The sequence below is a fragment of the Kitasatospora aureofaciens genome (genome assembly GCF_019192735.1).
GTDB lineage: Bacteria > Actinomycetota > Actinomycetes > Streptomycetales > Streptomycetaceae > Kitasatospora > Kitasatospora aureofaciens_A.
In genome coordinates this window covers 28,453-47,318 of sequence record NZ_JAHTKP010000013.1, presented here as the reverse complement: position 1 = coordinate 47,318, position 18,866 = coordinate 28,453, and the positions used below count along the sequence as shown (strand labels likewise).

General features: G+C 72.2%; 17 protein-coding genes and 1 pseudogene. 5 read left to right on the top strand and 13 right to left on the bottom strand.

Going from position 1 to position 18,866, the window contains the following annotated elements; translation table 11 throughout:
* Positions 1 to 67 precede the first annotated feature (67 nt).
* A complete protein-coding gene (locus KV557_RS15960) occupies positions 68 to 778 on the top strand; it encodes a peptidylprolyl isomerase (RefSeq protein WP_218200687.1) in 711 nt (236 codons plus the stop codon).
* 73 nt (positions 779 to 851) lie between these two features.
* On the top strand, positions 852 to 1,283 hold the full coding sequence (locus tag KV557_RS15955) for a MazG-like family protein (protein WP_374106633.1): 432 nt from the start codon (positions 852 to 854) through the stop codon (positions 1,281 to 1,283).
* Here KV557_RS15955 and KV557_RS15950 read toward each other — a convergent pair.
* The 7 genes and pseudogenes from KV557_RS15950 to KV557_RS15920 all read right to left on the bottom strand — a co-directional run.
* Complete coding sequence (locus KV557_RS15950) at positions 1,280 to 2,698, bottom strand: geranylgeranyl reductase family protein (RefSeq protein WP_218200921.1); 1,419 nt, start codon at positions 2,696 to 2,698, stop codon at positions 1,280 to 1,282. The two genes, KV557_RS15955 and KV557_RS15950, sit on opposite strands and share 4 nt — an antisense overlap.
* Positions 2,699 to 2,785: 87 nt before the next feature.
* A complete protein-coding gene (locus KV557_RS15945) occupies positions 2,786 to 3,481 on the bottom strand; it encodes a demethylmenaquinone methyltransferase (RefSeq protein ID WP_218200685.1) in 696 nt (231 codons plus the stop codon).
* Between the two features lie 177 nt (positions 3,482 to 3,658).
* A complete protein-coding gene (locus KV557_RS15940) occupies positions 3,659 to 4,246 on the bottom strand; it encodes a hypothetical protein (RefSeq protein WP_218200683.1) in 588 nt (195 codons plus the stop codon).
* Between the two features lie 252 nt (positions 4,247 to 4,498).
* Positions 4,499 to 5,173, bottom strand: coding sequence for an amidohydrolase family protein (locus KV557_RS15935; RefSeq protein ID WP_218200681.1), 675 nt, complete (start codon positions 5,171 to 5,173; stop codon positions 4,499 to 4,501).
* Positions 5,174 to 5,186: 13 nt separating this feature from the next.
* Entirely contained in the window at positions 5,187 to 6,407 is a 1,221-nt protein-coding gene (gene mqnC / locus KV557_RS15930) for a cyclic dehypoxanthinyl futalosine synthase (RefSeq protein WP_218200679.1), read from the bottom strand.
* 122 nt (positions 6,408 to 6,529) lie between these two features.
* Positions 6,530 to 8,203, bottom strand: coding sequence for a serine/threonine-protein kinase (locus KV557_RS15925; protein WP_218200677.1), 1,674 nt, complete (start codon positions 8,201 to 8,203; stop codon positions 6,530 to 6,532).
* 204 nt (positions 8,204 to 8,407) lie between these two features.
* A pseudogene (locus tag KV557_RS15920) lies at positions 8,408 to 9,265 on the bottom strand (menaquinone biosynthetic enzyme MqnA/MqnD family protein); the annotation flags it as partial.
* 357 nt (positions 9,266 to 9,622) lie between these two features.
* Here KV557_RS15920 and KV557_RS15915 point away from each other — a divergent pair.
* The gene (locus tag KV557_RS15915; protein ID WP_030060085.1) at positions 9,623 to 9,826 is read left to right on the top strand and encodes a cold-shock protein; all 204 of its coding nucleotides are present in this window, start codon (positions 9,623 to 9,625) and stop codon (positions 9,824 to 9,826) included.
* Between the two features lie 214 nt (positions 9,827 to 10,040).
* Here the strand turns inward: KV557_RS15915 and KV557_RS15910 are convergent, their stop codons facing one another.
* The 5 genes from KV557_RS15910 to KV557_RS15890 all read right to left on the bottom strand — a co-directional run bounded on the left by KV557_RS15910 (position 10,041) and on the right by KV557_RS15890 (position 14,553).
* Entirely contained in the window at positions 10,041 to 10,178 is a 138-nt protein-coding gene (locus tag KV557_RS15910; protein ID WP_256177474.1) for a hypothetical protein, read from the bottom strand.
* A gap of 232 nt (positions 10,179 to 10,410) precedes the next feature.
* Entirely contained in the window at positions 10,411 to 11,637 is a 1,227-nt protein-coding gene (locus tag KV557_RS44065; RefSeq protein WP_218200676.1) for a transglycosylase family protein, read from the bottom strand.
* A gap of 517 nt (positions 11,638 to 12,154) precedes the next feature.
* Entirely contained in the window at positions 12,155 to 13,702 is a 1,548-nt protein-coding gene (locus tag KV557_RS15900) for a hypothetical protein (protein WP_218200674.1), read from the bottom strand.
* 210 nt (positions 13,703 to 13,912) lie between these two features.
* The gene (locus KV557_RS15895) at positions 13,913 to 14,050 is read right to left on the bottom strand and encodes a hypothetical protein (protein WP_218200671.1); all 138 of its coding nucleotides are present in this window, start codon (positions 14,048 to 14,050) and stop codon (positions 13,913 to 13,915) included.
* A gap of 146 nt (positions 14,051 to 14,196) precedes the next feature.
* Positions 14,197 to 14,553, bottom strand: a complete 357-nt coding sequence (locus KV557_RS15890) for a hypothetical protein (RefSeq protein WP_218200669.1) — start codon at positions 14,551 to 14,553, stop codon at positions 14,197 to 14,199.
* Positions 14,554 to 14,711: 158 nt separating this feature from the next.
* On the opposite strand from KV557_RS15890, the gene KV557_RS15885 reads away from it, so the two are divergent.
* Positions 14,712 to 15,701 (top strand): helix-turn-helix domain-containing protein, encoded by a 990-nt coding sequence (locus tag KV557_RS15885; RefSeq protein WP_218200667.1) that lies wholly within the window; start codon positions 14,712 to 14,714, stop codon positions 15,699 to 15,701.
* 69 nt (positions 15,702 to 15,770) lie between these two features.
* On the opposite strand, the gene KV557_RS15880 is transcribed toward KV557_RS15885, so the two are convergent.
* Positions 15,771 to 17,111, bottom strand: a complete 1,341-nt coding sequence (locus KV557_RS15880; protein WP_218200665.1) for a dicarboxylate/amino acid:cation symporter — start codon at positions 17,109 to 17,111, stop codon at positions 15,771 to 15,773.
* A gap of 424 nt (positions 17,112 to 17,535) precedes the next feature.
* Between KV557_RS15880 and KV557_RS15875 the strand changes: the two genes are divergently transcribed.
* Complete coding sequence (locus KV557_RS15875) at positions 17,536 to 18,747, top strand: MFS transporter (protein WP_218200663.1); 1,212 nt, start codon at positions 17,536 to 17,538, stop codon at positions 18,745 to 18,747.
* The last annotated feature ends 119 nt before the right edge of the window (positions 18,748 to 18,866 follow it).

Below are 18,866 nucleotides of genomic sequence, written 5' to 3'. Positions count from 1 at the left end.
ACCCCCACCGAAACTGCGACCCCACCGCCCCCTACCGGATCCCCACCCCGGCATGGATGATGTCGACATGACAATCCAGCCGTCCACCACCCCCCGGAAGGCCCGTCACGTGAAGCGCAAGCATTGGGCGCTGGTCGCCGCCGCCACCGTCCTCCCGCTCGCGGCGAGCACCGGCACCGCCGTCGCGGACAGCCCCGCACCCGCGTCCGCCCCGAGCACCGCCTGCAGCTACACCCCGGCCGTGCCGGCCGACAACTTCAAGGGCATCCCGGACTTCGACCCCGAGGAGGCCGCCGAGCCCTACCGCGCGACGCTGCGGACCAGTCAGGGCCGGATCACCTTCGAAGCGTTGACCGACAAGGCGCCCTGCACCACCTTCTCGTTCCGCTTCCTCGCCGAACACGACTACTTCGACCGCACCCACTGCCACCGCCTCACCACCCAGCGGATCTACGTCCTCCAGTGCGGCGACCCGACCGGGACGGGCAGCGGCGGCCCCGGTTATTCCTTCCCGGACGAGAACCTGACCGGCGCCACCTACCCGGCCGGCACCGTGGCGATGGCCAACGCCGGGCCCAACACCAACGGCAGCCAGTTCTTCTTCGTCTGGAAGGACACCAAGCTCTCCCCCGCCTACACCCCGTTCGGCCGGGTCACGGCGGGCCTGGACGTCCTGCAGAAGATCGCCGCGGGCGGCGAGGACGACCAGAACGGTCCGGGCGACGGCTACCCCAGCCTCCCGGTGGACATCCGCCACGTGAAGATCAGCACCAGCTGACCGACCACGCACGGGGCCGTCGCCGCTCCCGTACGGTGGCAGCAGCAACGACACCGCACGGGAGCAGGGCCGCATGGACAGCAGGATCTGGGAGAGCGTCGACCACCTGGTCGCCTGGCTCGACGAGGCGAGCACGCAGTCGCCCCAGGAGGAGCGCCTGCTGCGGATCCTCAAGCTCTCCGAGGAGATCGGCGAGGTCGGCGCGGCGGTGATCGGCGCCACCGGCCAGAACCCGCGCAAGGGCGTCACCCACACCTGGGAGGACGTCCAGCACGAGCTCTGCGACGTCGTCTTCTCCGCCCTCGTTGCCCTCCGGACGCTCACCCCGGACGCGGCCCGGGTCTTCGCCGACCGCCTCGCCTACGTCGAACGCCGCTCCGCCGCCTCCCGCCGCCCGGACGGCCACGAGAAGCAGCAGGAGGCAGCACCCGACACGGCCCGGGCGACCGACACGATTCAGGCGCCCGACACTGCCCAGGAGCCCAACAGAGCCCAGGCGTTCTAGGCGTTCGGCGCGACCTTGGCCAGGCCGTTGATGATGCGGTCCATCGCGTCGCCGCCCTGCGGGTCGGTGAGGTTGGCGAGCAGCTTGAGGACGAAGCGCATCAGCATCGGGTGGGTGAGCCCGCGCTGGGTGGCGAGCTGCATCACCGAGGGGTTTCCGATGAGCTTCACGAAGGCGCGGCCCATCGTGTAGTAGCCGCCGTAGACGTCCTTGAGGATGCGCGGGTAGGCCTGGAGGGCGCGCTCGCGTCCGCCTTCAGTGACCCGGGCGTGGGCCTGGACGATGACGCCGGCGGCGATTTGGCCGGATTCCATCGCGTAGGCGATGCCCTCGCCGTTGAACGGGTTGACCATGCCGCCCGCGTCGCCGACGAGCAGCAGGCCGCGGGTGTAGTGCGGCTGCCGGTTGAAGGCCATCGGCAGCGCGGCGCCGCGGATCGGGTCGGTCATGTTCTCGGGGGTGTAGCCCCACTCCTCCGGCATGCTCGCGCACCAGGCCTTGAGCACCTCGCGCCAGTCGAGTTCGCCGAACGCGGGCGAGGAGTTGAGGATGCCGAGGCCGACGTTGGAGGTGCCGTCGCCCATGCCGAAGATCCAGCCGTAGCCGGGCAGCAGCTTGCGCTGGCCGGCACGGGTGTCCCACAGCTCCAGCCAGGACTCCAGGTAGTCGTCGTCGTGGCGCGGGGAGGTGAAGTACGTCCGGTAGGCGACGCCCATCGGCCGGTCCTCGCGCCGGTGCAGGCCCATGGCGAGGGAGAGCCGGGTGGAGTTGCCGTCGGCGGCGACGACGAGCGGGGCGCGGAAGGTGACCGGCCGCTTCTCGTCGCCGAGCTTCGCGGTGACACCGACGATTCGGCCGGTGCGATCGTCCAGCACCGGGCCGCTGACGTTGCAGCGCTCGTAGAGCCGGGCGCCGGCCTTCTCGGCCTGACGGGCCAGCAGCTCGTCGAAGTCGGCGCGCTTGCGGACCAGGCCGTAGTCCGGGAAGGCGGACAGCTCGGGCCAGTCGAGCTCCAGCCGCACGCCGCCGCCGACGATGCGCAGGCCCTTGTTGTGCAGCCAGCCGTTCGCGGTGGAGACGTCGATGCCCATGTCCACCAGCTGCTTGGTGGCACGCGGGGTGAGGCCGTCGCCGCACACCTTCTCGCGGGGGAACGAGGTCTTCTCCAGCAGCAGCACGTCCAGCCCGGCCTGGGCGAGGTAGTACGCGGTGGTGGAGCCGGCCGGGCCCGCGCCGACCACGATGACGTCGGCCGTGCTCTCGACGGTGCTGTCCGGCTTCGTCAGATCGGCTGCGGTCTCGGACACGGTGGACACACTCCTGGAGCTGCGGCGGGGGACGGCGGCTTTTGTCTCTGGCAGTCTAGTTCCCGCCCCCGGAGCGGGAACCCGACGGCAGCCCGCACCCGGAAGCACGGACCGCGCCGCGACGGGGCCGTAACGAGACCACGCCGAGACCACGCCGAGACCACGACGGCATCACGCCGAGACTGCGACGGGCCGCTACGCGACCTTGTACGCCCGGTGCAGCGCGACGATCCCGCCGGTCAGGTTCCGCCAGGCGACCTTCGACCAGCCGGCCCCCTGCAGCTTCGCGGCCATCGCGGGCTGGTCCGGCCACGCCCGGATGGACTCGGCGAGGTAGACGTAGGCGTCCGGGTTGCTGCTGACCGCAGTGGCGACCGGCGGCAGGGCGCGCATCAGGTACTCGGTGTAGACCGTGCGGAACGGCGTCCAGGTCGGGGTGGAGAACTCGCAGAGCACCAGCTTGCCGCCGGGCTTGGTGACCCGGTACATCTCGCGCAGCGCCGCGTCGGTGTCGTGGACGTTGCGCAGCGCGAAGGAGATCGTCACGGAGTCGAAGGAGTCGTCCGCGAACGGCAGGCGGGTGGCGTCCCCTGCGGTGAGCGGCAGCTCGGGGTGGCGGTTCTTGCCCTCGGCGAGCATGCCGACCGAGAAGTCGCACGGGACGACCTTGGCGCCGGCCTCCAGGAAGGGCAGCGAGGAGGTGCCGGTGCCGGCCCCCAGGTCGAGCACGAGGTCCCCCGGTCCGGCGGCCACCGCCTCGGCCACCGCCCGGCGCCAGGCCCGGGCCTGGCCGAGGGAGAGCACGTCGTTGGTGCGGTCGTACTTCGCCGCGACGTCGTCGAACATGGCGGCGACTTCGTGCGGCTGCTTGTCCAGAGAGGCTCGGGTCACGCCCCTATTGTTCACCCTGCGCCGGGCGCCCGGGGCAACGGGGCGGCGCGGGAGCGCCGAACGCGCCCCGGCGCAGCGCGTGCGCCCCATCCCGACGCAGCGCGCCCCGCCCCGACATAGCCCGCGCCCCACCTCACCACAGCCCGCGCCCCACCTCACCACAGCCCGCGCCCCGCTTCAGTTCGCCGCGCGCCGCCCGCCCGCGCGCCGCCTCCGGCGCGCGCGCTTGCCGTGCGTTATCGCCGGCATCCCTTCGGCCAGCGCCCCGGTCGCCAGCGCGACGGTGGTGGCGAACCGGCCCTGCCCGCTGCGGACGGCGACCGCCCGCCGGTGCCGCCGGATCCGCAGCACGCAGACCACGAAGAGCACCACCGCCACCGGCACGCTGAACCGGGCCAGCCCGATGCCGACCGGCTGCGGGTAGGTGTCGCCGCAGATCCGGACCGCGCCCGGGTCGTCGGCGGCGTGCTCCAGGCAGACCGCGTCGCCGACCTTGGCGCCGTCCGCGAGCGGCAGCGCCGCGGCGGTGTGCGACTGGCCGCCCGCCCGGTAGCTGACGGCACTGTAGGAGCCGCCGCCGGTCGGGAGCTGGGTGACGACGCCCTCCACTCTCACCGGGTGGGCCTCGATCCGGTCGGCCTGGTCGGCCTGGCGCCAGCCGAGCAGGCACATGCCGACGGCCAGTACGGCGCTGAGCACAGCGGCGAGGTACCAGCCACGGCCCAACCGCGGGGTGCGCGGCGGGGGGACGGTCGCGGGTCGCATGGTTCCTGTCCTGGCTTGCCTTCGGGGCCTGGGACGTGTGGCCCCGCCGCCCGCGAGGGACGGGCGGTGGTGTGGTGAGGGTACGGAGTGAGCTGTCCGGGATCGTATCCGCTGGCGGGCCCTCAGGTCACGGCGAAGGGGGAATCACCCGGCCATGCGGACAGTGGAGTTCGGCAGCACACGAAGGAAGTCCCATGCGCCGCAAGGAAGTCCGTCTACTCGCCGGTACCGGAGCCCCACCCGGACGCGCCCTCAGCGCCGCCGGTACACCAACCGGCCGCCCAGCACCGTCGCCAGACAGCCCCCGGGCAACGGCCGCGCACCAGCACCCCCACCACCAGCCACCGAAGCCGTGAATACCGCGAACACCGCGAAGTCCGCCCGCCCCCCGACCACGACCCGCCCGTGCACGGCCGCCGCGAGCGGCAGCACGGCGAGCGGATCCAGCGGCCCCGCGCCCGCCCCCGAACCCGATCTCTCCCCCACAGCCACCACGGAAAGCCCCGACCGCGCCACCGCCGTCCGCACCGCGGCCCGCCCGAACGGCCCGGCCACCGCCGTCACCCCGAACCCCAGCATCCGCTGCAGCCCCCGCCGCGCACTCGCCCCGCACCGCGCGTCGTCGGCCGGGCCCGAAGGCCCCGTCAACCCGTCCGGCACCGGCTCGACGCCGATCTCCTCCCGCGGATCCGGGTGGTAGGCGCGCTCCAACAGCCAGTGCCCGTACGGGTTGCGCAGCCCCGGCGTGAGCACGGCCGCACCCCAGTCCCGCACCCGGGCGCCCGGGTGCGCCGCCGCCAGGTCGCCGAACGGACCCACGGCCTCGACGAGTTCACCGCGCACCAGCACCGCCCCGTCGGCGAACGACGGGGCGGTGGGATCGGCCGGGTCGGGCAGCACGAGGGCCGCCCGGTGCAGGGTCAGCACGGCGACGGCGGGCTCAGTTGTCCAGGATCTTCAGCTCGGGGTGGGCGGTGCCGCCCTCGATCGCGGTGGAGGCGATGTGCGAGGCGACCCGCGGGTCGACCGGGTCGTTCGCCGGGTCGTCCAGCACCCGCAGGTGCTCGTACGTGGTCGAGCGCTGCGCCGGGACGCGGTCGGCGGCCCGGATGAGGTGGATCAGCTCGGTGAGGTTGGAGCGGTGCTTGGCGCCGGCCGCCGAGACGACGTTCTCCTCCAGCATGACCGAGCCGAGGTCGTCCGCGCCGTAGTGCAGCGACAGCTGGCCGGCCTCCTTGCCGGTGGTGAGCCAGGAGCCCTGGATGTGGGCGATGTTGTCGAGGAAGAGGCGGGCGATCGCGATCATCCGCAGGTACTCGAAGACGGTCGCCTGGGTCGACCCCTTCAGGTGGTTGTTCTGCGGCTGGTAGGTGTACGGGATGAAGGCCCGGAAACCGCCGGTGCGGTCCTGCACGTCGCGGATCATCCGCAGGTGCTCGATCCGCTCGGCGTTGGTCTCGCCGGTGCCCATCAGCATGGTGGAGGTGGACTCCACGCCGAGGCCGTGGGCGGCCTCCATGATCTCCAGCCAGCGCTCGCCGGACTCCTTCAGCGGGGCGATCGCCTTGCGCGGGCGCTCCGGCAGCAGTTCGGCGCCGGCACCGGCGAACGAGTCGAGGCCCGCCTTGTGGATCCGGGTGATGGCCTCCTCGATCGACACGCCCGAGATCCGGGACATGTGCTCGACCTCGGACGCGCCCAGCGAGTGGATCACCAGCTGCGGGAACTCGGCCTTGATCGCCGAGAACGCGCGCTCGTAGTACTCGACGCCGTAGTCCGGGTGGTGGCCGCCCTGGAACATGATCTGGGTGCCGCCCAGCTCGACCGTCTCCGCGCAGCGGCGCAGGATCTCGTCGAGCTCGCGGGACCAGCCCTTGTCGCTCTTCGGCGGCACGTAGAAGGCGCAGAACTTGCACGCCGTCACGCAGACGTTGGTGTAGTTGATGTTGCGCTCGATGATGTACGTCGCGATGTGCTCGGTGCCGGCGTAGCGGCGGCGGCGCACCGCGTCGGCCGCCGAGCCGAGCGCGTGCAGCGGCGCCGAGCGGTACAGCTCCAGCGCCTCCTCGGGGGTGATCCGGCCCCCGCCGGCGGCCCGGTCGAGCACGGCCTGCAGGTCGGTGCTGGGCGCATCGAGGGTGGTCGCTGCGAGCTCGGACACCTGGCGGCCTTCTCTCTCTCGGGTACTGCTCGGGTACGGCTTCGGGTACTGCTGGTTCCCGTACTGCTGGTTCTCGCCGGTACGGCCGAACCAGCCTACGCCAGCCCTTTCCGCCCCCTGCGTCAGCCCGCTGCCCCGCCGGCCTGCGCCCCTTCCGTCTTCACCCCTCCCGTCTTTCGCATCGTCCCGGCCGGGTTGCCGGCCACCGGGTCGGCGGAGGTGAAGCGGATCGTGCCGTCGTCCTGCAGGGTGAGGGTCTCCGTGTAGGACCCGCCGGAGCAGGAGCCGGGCAGGGTGGAGCGGACCAGCCGGGACTCGAACACGAGCTTGGTCCCGGACGCCGACCTGAGCTTCCAGACGCCGTCGCAGCTGAGCGAGATCACGCCGGAGAAGGCGTTGTGGCTGGTGGTGTTCTCCTGCCCGATCGCGGCCGGACCGATGGTGAGCGTGGTGGTGCCGGCGGGCAGGCCCTTGTCCGAGACCATGTCCCCGGTCCAGGCCCCCAGGAAGGCGGGCGGCACCACGCTCTGACCGCCCGGCGCACTTGTCACCGTCACGGGGGCGGGCGACTCGGAACCCGAGGACGTCGGATCGCCGGACGTCGGGGCGGGCTGCGGCCCGGCGCTTCCACTCCCACCACCGGGCACCGTCGGCGAGCTACTGCCGGAGGCCGTGACCGCCGGATCCGGCCGGTGCAGCCACTGGTACGTCCCGTACCCGCCACCCCCGAGCACCAGCAGCGCGAGCACCACCCCCGCCGCGAGCCAGGCCCGCCCCGGCCGGGAGCCGCCCGCCGAGGACGGGGGCACCACGGTCGGCGTCCGCTCCACCATCACCGGCGGCGGCGCCACAGGAACCGGCAGCACCGGAGGAACCGAAGACGCAGCCGACTCCCCCTCCAGGTCCAGCAGTTCCACCGCACTGCGCCCCACCGCCGCAGCCAGCGCGGGCGGCAGCCACCCGCCCTGCCGCAGCCGGGCGGTGGCCGCGCCGTCCGGGTCGAGCCGGGTGCGGAGCTGCTGCGGGGTGGGCCGGGCGGCCGGGTCCTTGGCCAGGCAGTCAAGGACGATCGCGCGCAGCGGCCCGCTCAGCCCGAGGACGTCCGGCTCCTCGTGCAGCACCCGGTAGAGCAGGACGGCCGCGCTGACGCCCTCCCCGAACGGGTGCACCCCGGTGGCCGCGAAGGCGAGCGCCGCGCCGAGCGAGAAGACGTCGCCGGCCGGTCCGGCGGCCTGCCCGTTCGCCTGTTCGGGCGACATGAAGCCGGGTGAGCCGACCACGTAACCCGATTGGGTGAGGCCGCTGGTCGCGTCGAGGGCGCGGGCGATGCCGAAGTCGATGAGGCGCGGCCCGTCCAGGGTGAGCAGCACGTTGGACGGTTTGACGTCGCGGTGCACCAGCCCGAGCCCGTGCACGTGGGCGAGGGCCTCGGCGAGCCCGACGCCGAGGGTGCGCACGGCCGGCTCGGGCAGTGGCCCGAAGTCGTGGACGGCGGTGCCGAGCGCGGGGCCGGCCACGTAACCGGTGGCCACCCAGGGGTGTTCGCCCTCGGTGTCGGCGTCCAGGACGGGCGCCGTCCAGGTGCCGCCGACCCGGCGGGCGGCGGCCACCTCCTGCCGGAACCGGGCGCGGAACTCGGCGTCGTCGGCCAGCTCGCTGCGCACCACCTTGACGGCGACGGTGCGGCCGCCGGCCGTCCGGCCGAGGTAGACCCTGCCCATGCCGCCCGCGCCGAGCCGCCGCAGCAGCCGGTACGCGCCCACCTGGCGCGGGTCGTCCGACCCCAGTGCCTGCATCCCCCGCACGCTCCCCTCGCGACCCGCGCCCCGCGGCCGCTCGCCACCCCGCGGCCCGTCGCCGAGCCGTTCCCGGGCGCCCGCACCACGCGCGCCCGGGAGCAGACCGTACCGGCCTCAGCCGACCGGCGCGGGCTCCAGGGCCACCGAAGCCTCCGCCGAAGGCCTCACCGAAGGCTCTGCCGCGGGCACTCCGCCGGCGAAAGGTTCCAGCAGCCGCACGGCGACGTCGGGCGCGAAGCCGCTGTCGGGCGCGACCCGGCGGGCGAACTCGGCGACGCCGGCCAGCTGCCGCTCGCCGAGCGAGAAGTCGAGCGCCTCGCTGAAGTACCGCTCCAGCACGTCGGCGCCGAAGGACTCCCAGCGGGCGGCCTGCTCGGCGACCTTGGCGGCCTCGACCAGCGACAGGTCGCGGGACTCCAGGAAGGCCCGGTGCACGGCCGCGGTCAACGCGGGCCGGCGCTCGGCGAAGTCGCGGCGGACGGCCCAGACGGCGAAGACGAACGGCAGGCCGGTCCACTCCTTCCACATCTCGCCGAGGTCGTGGACGGTCAGCCCGAGGTCGGCGGCCTGCCCGAGGTACGCGCGCAGCGCCGGGTCGCCGATCAGGACGGCGGCGTCCGCCTCGGCGAGCATCGCGCGGAGGTCGGGCGGGCAGCTGAAGTAGTCGGGGCGGACGCCCTCGCGCTCCTCCAGGAGCAGGCGGGCGAGCCGGACGGAGGTGCGGCTGGTGGAGCCGAGGGCGACCCGGCGGCCGTCGAGCTCGGCCAGCGGCACCTTGCTGACGATCACGCAGGACATCACCGGGCCGTCGCTGCCGACCGCGATGTCGGGCAGGACGAGCAGCTCGTCGGCGTGCCGCAGGTACTCCACGCAGGTGATCGGCCCGATGTCGAGCGCCCCGCCGACCAGCTGGTCGCTGAGCTTTTCGGGGGTGTCCTTGGTGAGGTCGAGATCGAGCAGATTGCCGGTTCTGGCGAGACCCCAGTAGAGGGGAACGCAGTTCAGGAACTGAATATGTCCGACCCGCGGCCTGACCGGGGTGTTCTCCTGAGGGTCCAGCCGGGGGTCCCGCGTTTCCGCGTCCGGTACTGCCACTGCGCTGCTCCCTTGCTGTTCGTGCACCTCCCCGCAGCGTATGCCCGGGCTACCGAAGGGTGTGCACCCACCCACCCGACACGCGCCGTCCGCACCGCAGTTCACCCCTGGTCGTCACAGCGACCGCATGCTAGCGTTGCCCTCAGTTGCAGTTTGATTCCCCTTGCAGTACTTGAAGCCTGCGGAGCATGTAACCGCGGGCTTTTTGTAGTTTTTCAGCACTATCGAAAAACTTCGGACTCGTCCGGAGGCAGGGCGATCAGCGCAGCGGACCGGGTGCCACACGGTGTGGCCCCCGACACGCCTCGCAAGGAGAACGGCATGGCCACGGGAACCGTCAAGTGGTTCAACGCTGAGAAGGGCTTCGGCTTCATCGCCCAGGAGGGCGGCGGCCCCGACGTCTTCGTCCACTACTCCGCCATCAACGCGAGCGGCTTCCGCTCGCTGGAGGAGAACCAGGCGGTCAGCTTTGACGTCACCCAGGGCCCGAAGGGCCCGCAGGCGGAGAACGTCACCGCTATCTGACCATCCTCTGATGATCTGATCGCTCGGGACCCCCACGGGTCCGCCGACGGCTCCCGACAGCCGTCACCATGAGCACAAGAGCAACACCCAAGGGGGCCCGCCCATCCGGCGGGCCCCCTGCCTTTTCCCCGCAGACTGGTCGCCCTCTCCGGATCACCGGAAATATGCGGACGGGCCCTCTCCCGGCGGAAGAGGGCCCGTCCGACACGAAGTGTCAGGCGGTGGCCGGAGCCGTCTCCTTGGCGGCGGCCTGGGCCGGGATCGCGACCGGGCCGTCCAGCAGGTCGCCGGTCGGGTTGTTGTAGGCGGCGAGGTCGAGGGTCTTCTCCCGCGCCGCGACCACGATCGGCACCAGCGCCTGCCCGGCGACGTTGGCAACTGGTGGCGCATTGGTACTGGTCAGGGAGTCCCACGTCGGCCTCGCGGAAAGGTCCGCGAGAACGAAGGTCGCGAGGCCGAGCCGACCGCGACAACGGAGCCGCGCGAGCCCGGCGGCGCGGGAACCGGTACCCCTGGCGACCTTTGTCCGGAATCAGACGGTGGCGAAGGTCGACTCGATAGGGTTGGTGGCTCGCGGGCACCAGTTACTTGGCGAGGGTCTCCAGGTGCATGTCGCCGCTGGGCGCGCCTGTGGCGGAGATCCCGTTGACCGAGCCGCTGTTGTCGGCTGCCTGCGCGCCCTGCCAGGAGCCGTTCGCGTAGCGGACGTTGTCGAAGACGTTGCCACCGGCCAGGGTCACCAGGTGCATGTCGCCGTTGGGCAGCGCGGCGGTGGAGATGGCGTTGATGTGGCCGCTGCCGTCGGCGACCTGCGCGCCCTGCCAGCTGCCGTTGGCGTAGCGGATGTTGTCGTACACGATGCCGCCGTTGAGGGTTTCGACGTGCATGTCGCCGTTGGGCATGCCGACCGCCACGACCGACGAGACGTGGCCGCCGCCGTCGGCGACCTGGGCGCCCTGCCAGGAGCCGTTGGCGTAGCGGATGTTGTCGTAGACCACGCCGCCGTTGAGGGTCATTAGGTGCATGTCGCCGTTGGGCAGCGATGCAGCGGAGATGCCGCTGACCGAGCCGCCGCCGTCCGCGACCTGGGCGCCCTGCCAGGAGCCGTTGGCGTAGCGGATGTTGTCGTAGACCACGCCGCCGTTGAGGGTCATCAGGTGCATGTCGCCGTTGGGCAGGCCGACCGCCGCGACCTGGTTGATGTGGCCGCCGCCGTCGGCGAGCTGGGCGCCCTGCCAGGTGCCGTTGGCGAAGCGGACGTTGTCGTACACCGATCCCCCGACGAGGGTGAGGACGTGGGTGTCGCCGTTGGGCAGCGATGCGGTGGCGACCTGGGACACGTCGGCGCCGCCGTCGGCGAGCTGGGCGCCCTGCCAGGTGCCGTTGGCGAAGCGGATGTTGTCATACACGTGGTTGGCCGGGGCCGGGGCCGGGGCGGGGTACGGGTTGGTGTGGTCGGTGGCGAGGCCGGTGCCCGGCGCGCACGACCACGCGCCGGCGCCCTGGTCGGCGAGGAGCTTCTCGGCGATGAGGATCTGCTGCTGCTTGGTGGCCAGGTCCGGGCGGGGGGCGTAGTCGAGGCCGCCGTAGTAGCGCCAGTTGGAGAGGCTGATCTGGAGGCCACCGTAGTAGCCGTTGTTGGTGTTGATGCTCCAGTTGCCGCTGCTCTCGCACTGCGCGACCTTGTCCCAGGTGGCAACGGAGGCGGCTGAGGCTTCTGCCGGAGCGAGCAGTGGTGCGGAGAGTGCTATCAGCACTGCGGCGGAGGCTGTCCGGCGGAGAACGGAGGTCTTCAGAGCGCGTGCGGGCATGATGGGGCTCCTGGGAATCGGTGGATGAGAGAAGCGCTGCATGGGCGGCAGCAGCTCGGCTTGACCAGCCGGACGGTTGGGGGCAGTGCGGACCGGGACGGCTGCCCTGCAGGAGCAGCCGGGTTGGGTGCCGCGGACCGGGTGGGGCGGCGGGTCAGCCCCAGATCATGTTGTCGGCCGGGGCGGCGAGGGCGAGGGTGGCGACCGCGGTGGCCTGGGCGATGGTGGTGCGGAACATTTCGATGTCCTCTTCGGATACGACGAAGTGATGGGAGTCCGGGGGTCGCGTCCCGCGGTTGACGCTTCCTCTGGTTTTCCGTCCAGGCGGTGTTTCCTGCCGGTGATCATTAGCTTCGCCGCTGGTCAGGCGGGGTGGAAGGGTTCTCAGGTGGACGGAAGCGGCCCTGGACCGTTCCGGCCAGGGATGCCGGAAGAGGGCAGCCGGCGGTGGCCTTGAGGGGGAGAGCCCCCGCCCAGTGGGCGGGGGCTCTCGGTGTGCGGGGCCGGTCGGTGCGGGTCAGCGGCCGCCGGTGACCAGGATCTGGGCGGAGCCGTCCGGCATGCCGGCGATTCCCACGCGCAGGGCGTTGAAGGTGCTGGCGCCGTACGCGCCGGCGATCGCGCTGAACGGGGTCCAGGTGCCGTCCGCGTAGCGGGCGCGGTGGTACACGTTGCCGTCGTTGCCGATGGCCAGGATCTGGGCGGAGCCGTCGGGGGTGATGGTGATCGCGGCGTGGCTGGCCGACATGTCGGGCGTGCCGACGCCGTCGATCCCGGTGAAACCGGTCCAGGTGCCGTCGGCGCGGCGGATCTCGTGGTAGACCTTGCTGTCTCCGCCGACCACCAGGATCTGGGCGGAGCCGTCGCGGTTGGCCGCGATGGAGACGTCGAGCGCCTGCATCGCGCCGCCCCCGTTGGTGGTGAGCGGCTGGAAGCCGCTCCAGGTGCCGTCGGCGGCACGGACGGTGTGGTACACGGCGCCATCGCCGCCGATCGCGAGGACCTGGGCCGAGCCGTCCGGGCCCACCGCGATCGACACCCGGCCTGCCTTCATCGGGGAGCCGTCGGCAACGGTGAGCGCCTGGAAGGGGGTCCAGGTGCCGTCCGAGTGGCGGATCGCGTGGTACAGCACGGTGTCGGCGCCGACGGCGAGCACCTGGGCGCTGTTGTCCGGGCCGACCGAGATCGAGACCTGGCTGGCGGCCATCTTGTTGCCGGAGGCGTCGGTCAGGGCCCCCCACGGCTGCCAACTGCCGTTGCTGTAGCGGACGGTGTGGTAGACGTTGCCGTCCTGGCCGATGCCGACGACCTGCGAGGAGCCGTCCGGCGCGGCGGCGATGGCCTCCTCGCTGCCGTTGAACTGCGTCGCGGTGCCGACGCCGCCGAGGGCGCCGAGGCCGCTCCAGGTGCCGTCGACGTTGCGGATGCCGTGGAAGAACTGGCCCTTGGTGCTGCTGGCCGGCGCCGGAGCCGGCGCGTTGTCGACGATCTGGTCGTAGCGGAAGGCACGGAAATTGCGGCTGGCCATCTCGGCGCGGTCCATGGTCCGGGCGCGGGTCGGGCCGGAGCGGCTGTACTCCTCGATGATGTTGGCGGTGTAGTGGGAGCTGTCCGCCCAGCCGGTGAACAGCACGGTGTGGGTGCTGATGTTGTTCAGGGCGTCGCCGGGCTGGAGGTCGTCGATGTTGATGCGGGTGGAGACGTTAGGCAGCGAGCCGGTGTTCAGGCTGTCGGTGAGCTCCCAGGCCATCGACACGAGGCCGGAGCAGTCCTGGCGGTAGCGGCCGCCGGTCTCGTCGTCGGCCCACCAGCTGTACGGGGGGTTGAGGCCGTTGCTGCTGTACGGGACGGCCTTGTTCACCCAGTCCCGAGCTCGGGCCACGGCCTGGTCGCGGGTCACCGGTCCGCCGGGGGCGGCACCGTTGCCGATCGAGCCGGTGGTGGTGGGGGTCCGCCAGCCAGCTACCACCGTGTCGGCGTGGGCCGGGAGGACGGAGAGCACGGCGGAGGCGGAGACAGCGGCGAGGGCGACGGCGAGACTGCGCGAGACGGCACGACGGGACATGGCGGTGAACCCCTATATGGTCATGGACATTACAAAGCTGGGTGAATGGCACTCCGCGTCGCTGCGACGCGAGTGCGGCGGCGGGTGCCACCGAAGAAGAGAGCGATGGCGGGTACTGCGTTCAGCACCCTCACGGCGCCGGCCCGGCGGGCCGTACGGCTGCCCTGCAGGAGCAGCCGGTCGGCAGGATGCCGTGGGCGGGGCGGGAGATCAGCCCCAGATCATGTTGTCGGCCTGGGCGAGGGTGGCCGACTGGGCGGGGGCGGCCTGGGCGGCGACGGCGGGGACCAGGGCGGCGAGGGCGAGGGCGGCGACCGCGGCGGCCTTGGCGATGACGGTGCGGAACATGGCGGTGTCCTCTTCGGATGTGACGGAGCATGGGAAGTCCGGCGATCGCGTCCCGCGGTTGACGCTTCCTCCGGCTTGCCGTTCAGGCGGTGTTCCCTTCCGGCGATCACTAGCTTCGCCGCTGGTCAGGCGGGGTGGAAGGGTTCTCAGGTGGACGGAAGCGGCCCTGGACCGTTCCGGCCAGGGGCGCCGGAAGCGGACAGCAGCCGCTCGTAGAACGGCGCGACGAGAGGTACGGCGGCACGCTCCGTGCGCCAGCCCGCGAGTTGAGGGACCGCCGCCAGTACCCGGCCGCAGAACGCGGCGGTACGGGCTTCGGCCTCGGCAAGGGAGTCGGCGAGGAGATAGACACCCAGCGCCGGGCCGGGAGTCGCGTCAGAGTGGACGACGAGGTGCTCGATCCGGTCATCAGGCCGCACGGCGGCCAGCAGGAGATCACGGGCGCCGAGCGGGAGTTGCAGCCCGGGAGAAAGAGGGCGAAGCGCGGCATGAACGAGGTACATGGATCGAGCGTGCCGACGCAGGCAATCGGTGTGTAGAGGATGGGCATGGACAAAACCGGCCCTGGCCGGAACCGTCCCGGGGCAGTCTGGCTCGCTCCGAGTGGCCTGTGAAATGATCGCGCGCGGATCGAACACGGGTTCACCATGGGGGGTGGGAATTGCTCACGGCATTGGGTCTGGACAACGCCTCGGAAGCGGTATACCGGGCGATGCTCGCCCATCCGCAGGAGGGCGTCGCCGCCCTCGGGGCTCGGCTCGCACTGACCGACCAACAGGTCAGGCAGGCCCTGGACACCCTCAGCGCGCTGGCCCTGCTGCGCCCGTCCGCAGAGCGCGAGGCCGAACTGCGGGCCGTCTCCCCCGAGATCGGGATGGAGATCCTGATGGCCCGCCAGCAGGCCGAGCTCATCGCACAGCAGCTGCGCATCGAGGCCTCACGGGCGGCCGCCGCCCAGCTCATAGCCGACTACGCCGACCTACGGCCGGCCGCCGACCACCCCGGCGTCGAGCAACTCGTGGGCCTCGACCGGATCCGGGACCGGCTCACCACCCTCACCCGGGAGGTGCGCGAGGAGGTCATGACCTTCGCGCCCGACGGCGGGCAGAAGCCCGAGAACATCGAGTCCGCCAAACCGCTGGACCTCGACCTGCTGGGACGCGGCATCCGCATGCGCACCGTCTACCTGGACAGCGTCCGCAACAGCCCACACACCGTCGACTACGTCAACTGGCTCTCCGAACACGGCGGGCAGGTCCGCACCGTGCCCGCGCTGCCGACCCGGATGATCGTGGTCGACCGCACCACCGCCATCATCCCCGTCCACAGCGACGACACCGCCGCCGGCGCCGTCGTCCTCACCGGCCACGGCACGCTCACCGCACTGTGCGCCCTGTTCGAGACCATCTGGGCCGGTGCCCACCCGCTCGGCGCAGCCGCCCAGCTCGACGAACACGGGCTCACCGCCCAGGAACAGACCACCCTCTCCCTGCTCGCCGACGGCCACACCGACGACGCCATCGCCAAACGCCTCGGCGTATCCCCCCGCACCGCCCGCCGCATCGCCACCGACCTCATGGAACGCCTCAACGCCCGCAGCCGCTTCCAAGCCGGAGCACTGGCCGCCAAAGCGGGCTGGCTCGGGTCCTGAACCGTACCTCCGCCGGAATGCAGAAGGGCCCTCTCCCACACCGGGGAGAGGGCCCTTTCGCTGCGTTCATCAGGCCGCGGAGGCAGCCTTCGCGGAGGCCTGTGCCGGGACGGTGACCGGCTCGTCCAGCAGGTCACCCTGCGGGTTGTCGTAGGCCTCACGATCGATGATGCCCTCGCGAGCAGCGACGATGATCGGCGTTACAACTTGACCGGCGACGTTGGTCGCGGTGCGCATCATGTCGAGGATCGGGTCGATGGCGAGCAGCAGGCCGACGCCCTCCAGGGGCAGGCCCAGGGTGGAGAGGGTCAGGGTCAGCATGACGATCGCGCCGGTGAGGCCCGCGGTGGCGGCCGAGCCGATGACCGAGACGAAGGCGATCAGCACGTAGTCCTTGATGCCGAGGTCGATGTTGTAGACCTGGGCGACGAAGATCGCGGCGATCGACGGGTAGATCGCGGCGCAGCCGTCCATCTTCGTGGTGGCGCCGAACGGGACGGCGAAGGACGCGTACTCGCCCGGGACGCCGAGACGCTCGGTGACGCGGCGGGTGACCGGCAGGGTGCCGACCGAGGAGCGCGAGACGAAGGCCAGCTGGATGGCGGGCCAGGCGCCCTTGTAGAAGTTCAGCGGGTTGAGGCCGCCGGCGAACCGCAGCAGCAGCGAGTAGACGACGAACAGCACCAGGGCGCAGCCGGCGTAGATGTCCAGGGTCAGGGTGGCGAAGGGCTTGAGCAGGTCCCAGCCGTACTTGGCGACGGACTTGCCGATCAGGCCGAGGGTGCCGAGCGGGGAGAGCCGGATGACCCACCACAGGGCGGTCTGGGTCAGCTCCAGGACCGACTCGCTGAGCTTGAGGACCGGCTCGGCCTTGCTGCCGAGCTTGATGATCGCGGCGCCGACGACGACCGCCATGAAGACGATCTGCAGCACGTTCACCTCGGTGAACGCGGTGACGATGTTGGTCGGGAAGATCCCGGTGAGGAAGTCGACCCAGGTGCCGCCGCCCTTGGGGGCCTTGAGGCCGTCGGTGCTGAGGTTGGTGCCCCTGCCCGGGTCGGTCAGCAGACCGAGGCCGAGGCCGATGGCGACCGCGATCAGCGAGGTGATCAGGAACCAGAGCAGGGTGCGGACGGCGAGGCGGGCCGCGTTGGTGACGTTGCGCAGGTTGGCGACGCTCACCACGATCGCGGTGAACACCAGCGGCGGAACGGCCAGCTTGAGCAGCTGGACGAAGGTCTTGCCGATGGTCTCCAGGGTGGTGGCCAGCCAGGAGATGTCGGCGGCGCGGGCCAGGTAGCCGAGGCCGACGCCGAGCACGAGGCCGGCGACGATCTGCACCCAGAACGGGGTCCTTCGGATTCGGGCGAGCACGGACGGCGACGAGGTCGCCTCGGGGGCTGTGGACATGGGGGTGCGACTCCGGGGGAGGGCGTTGCTGACGGTGGGGTGAGGCGGGGACGGCGGCACGGCGCGCGGGCCGGGCGGGGAGGGCTCGGCCCCGGTCAGGGGCGTGCCGCCGGGATACAGCTCGTGGCGCGACAACGGCGCGGGCTGTCCACAGCACCCGGCAGACGGCACGCGCGGGCGGCCGCGGGCAGCGAGCCCAGGCCGTGCGTCCGGAGTGCGTCTGAGGTGGTCACGGCCGACACGTTAGCAGTAAAGGTTTGAGATGTTCAAAGTAGTTGTTTGAGGTCAAGGCGAGATCCGGACACGAACGAGCCTGACGGGCCATCAGGCGAACCCGGCCGCCCGGATTGACCGCCGGGTAGTTATACGTATAACTTTGCGAACACCTCCCAACGTCCCCCCTGCCCCCACCGGAGACCCGCCGATGGGCTATCTCGCCCTGCTCCGCGCCCCGCACGTCAGCCGCCTGCTCGTCGGCACCCTGCTCGGCCGCCTCCCGGCCGGCATGACCGCCCTGGTGATCGCCCTCGCCCTGCGCGAGGCCGGCGCGCCGTACGGCCGGATCGGACTGGCCACCGCCGCCTACGCGATCTCCGCGGCCGTCGGCGGGCCGGTGCTCGGGCGGATCGTCGACCGCACCGGGCAGCCGCGCGTGCTGCTCGCCTCCGCCGTCGTCGCGGGCGGCGGGTACGCACTGCTCGCCCTCGCGCCCGGCTCGGCGCTCGCCGCGCCCGTCGGCGCCGCGATCGCCGGGCTCGCCATGCCCCCGCTCGAACCCTGCCTGCGCTCGCTCTGGCCGGCCGTGGTCGAGGAGGAGGAGCTGGACACCGCCTACGCCTTCGACTCCGCCTCGCAGCAGATCCTCTACGTGGCCGGGCCGCTCGCCGTCGCCGGGATCGCGGGCCTCTTCAGCCCGGTCGCGGCGCTCTGGGTGGCGGCCGGGCTGGGCCTGGCCGGCGCGCTGGTCGTGGCCACCGCCGGACCGGCCCGCGCCTGGCGGGCCCCGGCGCGCGAGCACTCCGCCGGGCTGCTCGGCCCGCTCCGCTCCCCTGGCCTGGTGCTTCTGCTGATCGGGCTGGCCGGGGCCGGCTGGGCGGTCGGCGCGCAGAACGTGCTGTTCATCGCCTACGCCGAGCACCACACGGGCGCCCTGCCGGGCGGCGCCGGCACGCTGCTGGCGCTGGCCGCACTCGGCGGGCTGCTGGGCGCGCTCGCGTACGGGGCGGTGAAGTGGCGCAGCAGCACGGCCACCCGGACGTGGGTGATGGCGCTCGTGATGGCCGGTTCCTACCTGCCGCTGGTGGTGCTGCCCGGGCCGTATCCGATGGCCGCGCTGGCGTTCCTGTCGGGGATCGTGCTGGCTCCGCTGCTGGCGGCGGCGTTCGTGCTGGTCGCCGAGCTGGCGCCGACCGGGACGGTGACCGAGGCGTTCGCCTGGCTGGTGACGCTGTTCGCGACCGGCAACTCGCTCGGCTACGCGGTGTCCGGCAACCTCGCCGAGGGCTCGCTGCGGTCGGTGGCGCTCTGCGCGGCGGGCGGGATCGGGCTGGGCGGCGTGCTGCTGTTCGGCGCGCGCCGCTGGTTCCGCGCAACGCCGCTCGCACCGGTCACGGCCCAGCCGGTGCTGGTGGGCTGACCGGCCGGACCGGTCCGACCGGTCCGACCGGCCCCCGAGAACGACTGCGCCCGCCGGAGGTCTGGACCGGCGGGCGCAGTCTTTTGCGTCCCCGCTTCTACGGCGCCGAAGCGGGGCCG

Coding starts and splice junctions, on each gene's coding strand:
- KV557_RS15960 (WP_218200687.1), top strand. CDS start 68: ATGACAATCCAGCCGTCCACCACCCCCCGGAAGGCCCGTCACGTGAAG.
- KV557_RS15955 (WP_374106633.1), top strand. CDS start 852: ATGGACAGCAGGATCTGGGAGAGCGTCGACCACCTGGTCGCCTGGCTC.
- KV557_RS15940 (WP_218200683.1), bottom strand. CDS start 4,246: ATGCGACCCGCGACCGTCCCCCCGCCGCGCACCCCGCGGTTGGGCCGT.
- KV557_RS15925 (WP_218200677.1), bottom strand. CDS start 8,203: ATGCAGGCACTGGGGTCGGACGACCCGCGCCAGGTGGGCGCGTACCGG.
- KV557_RS15915 (WP_030060085.1), top strand. CDS start 9,623: ATGGCCACGGGAACCGTCAAGTGGTTCAACGCTGAGAAGGGCTTCGGC.
- KV557_RS44065 (WP_218200676.1), bottom strand. CDS start 11,637: ATGCCCGCACGCGCTCTGAAGACCTCCGTTCTCCGCCGGACAGCCTCC.
- KV557_RS15900 (WP_218200674.1), bottom strand. CDS start 13,702: ATGTCCCGTCGTGCCGTCTCGCGCAGTCTCGCCGTCGCCCTCGCCGCT.
- KV557_RS15895 (WP_218200671.1), bottom strand. CDS start 14,050: ATGTTCCGCACCGTCATCGCCAAGGCCGCCGCGGTCGCCGCCCTCGCC.
- KV557_RS15890 (WP_218200669.1), bottom strand. CDS start 14,553: ATGTACCTCGTTCATGCCGCGCTTCGCCCTCTTTCTCCCGGGCTGCAA.
- KV557_RS15880 (WP_218200665.1), bottom strand. CDS start 17,111: ATGTCCACAGCCCCCGAGGCGACCTCGTCGCCGTCCGTGCTCGCCCGA.
- KV557_RS15875 (WP_218200663.1), top strand. CDS start 17,536: ATGGGCTATCTCGCCCTGCTCCGCGCCCCGCACGTCAGCCGCCTGCTC.